The sequence below is a fragment of the Mycolicibacterium vinylchloridicum genome, assembly GCF_013404075.1.
In the GTDB taxonomy this organism is placed as follows: domain Bacteria; phylum Actinomycetota; class Actinomycetes; order Mycobacteriales; family Mycobacteriaceae; genus Mycobacterium; species Mycobacterium vinylchloridicum.
On record NZ_JACBJQ010000179.1, the window covers coordinates 1 to 1,288 of the forward strand.

At 66.1% G+C, this 1,288-nt stretch carries 1 protein-coding gene and 1 pseudogene; both read left to right on the top strand.

Going from position 1 to position 1,288, the window contains the following annotated elements:
- Nucleotides 1-492 (top strand): annotated as a pseudogene (locus HPC46_RS34420) (hypothetical protein); the annotation flags it as partial.
- Between the two features lie 43 nt (nucleotides 493-535).
- On the top strand, nucleotides 536-1,288 hold a 753-nt coding region (locus HPC46_RS34425; RefSeq protein WP_179476440.1), incomplete at its 3' end, for a serine hydrolase.

Below are 1,288 nucleotides of genomic sequence, written 5' to 3' on the forward strand. Positions count from 1 at the left end.
CCGCCACCGGCTCGGCCCGCGCCGAGCTCGTCTGGGGGCGGCCTGAAAATGGCGGCGGTGGCGATCGGGGCCCTCGTCGCCGTGGCCGCCATCATCGCCACCATCATCAACCTCACCCAACACGACACTTCATCCACGACCGCCACGAGCGCGCGCACTTCGACTCCTCGCACATTCACCGAAACGGTCACTAATTCCACAACCTCCACCGCTGTTGCGCGAACGCCGACCGCCACCACACCGCCGCCGGGCGCAAAGGAATGTGGTCCACCTGCGGGTGGACGATACGCACACACTGCAGCCGGAAGTGATTTGACGTCATGCCCTTTCGCGCTCAATGTCGGGAATGCCGTGAATAACAGCAGTGGGCAGTTCCCCAGCATTCTGCAGGTCTACAGCCCGGTAACCCATCAGTTCTACGCGATGGCGTGTGCGATGGAACAGGTGCTGACCTGCCGTGGTGGCAACAATGCCGTGGTCTATGTCTACTGAACCGCAGCCGCCGGATCCCCGCCGTCCGGGCGGGCACCGAGCCGTGAAACGTCCGACCCAAGACCGATCAGGATCGGGGCGAGTTCTGCGCGTGGTCGTGGCGATCGCCGCGGTAATCGCGCTACTGGGCTGCGGAATCCCATGGCTTGTACACCAATTCGGAACCGAGCGTGCCGCCGCCGAAACCCCTGAGCCCACAGCGGGCCCCGCGCCCGCGCAACCGCAGGCTCCATCGCCCGCTCCCGAACCCGTATCGACCGCCGTCGACCTCTCGGCTGCCTTCGCTGAGTTGCAGAACACAGTCGGGGCCGACATCGGTCTGGCCTACGGGCCGCTCAGCGGAGCCGGTCAAATTCATTCGTTGGGTGCGTGGTCGTCGGGACCGGCCTGGTCGACGATCAAAGTGCCTCTCGCGCTGGCACTTTTGCGCCAGGACGGCGCCGAGGCGGTGGATGGCACCATGCGAGCCGCGATCACCGCATCGGATAACGGTGCCGCCGAACAGATGTGGGAACAGCTGGGTGCTCACCAGACCGCGGCCGACAAGGTGGAGGCGGTGTTGTCCGAGGCCGGTGGCCCGACGCCTGCGGTACCCAGCGAGGTCACTCGGCCGGGGTTCTCCGCATTTGGGCAAACCCGGTGGTCACTGGCCGACCAGGTGCGATTCCTGGCCCACGCGGCATGTGACGCTCGCTACGGACCTGTGCTGGATCTTATGGGCGACGTTGTATCCGGGCAGCGGTGGGGGCTGGGGACGATCGGCGGGGCAAAGTTCAAGGGTGGTTGGGGGCCGGGT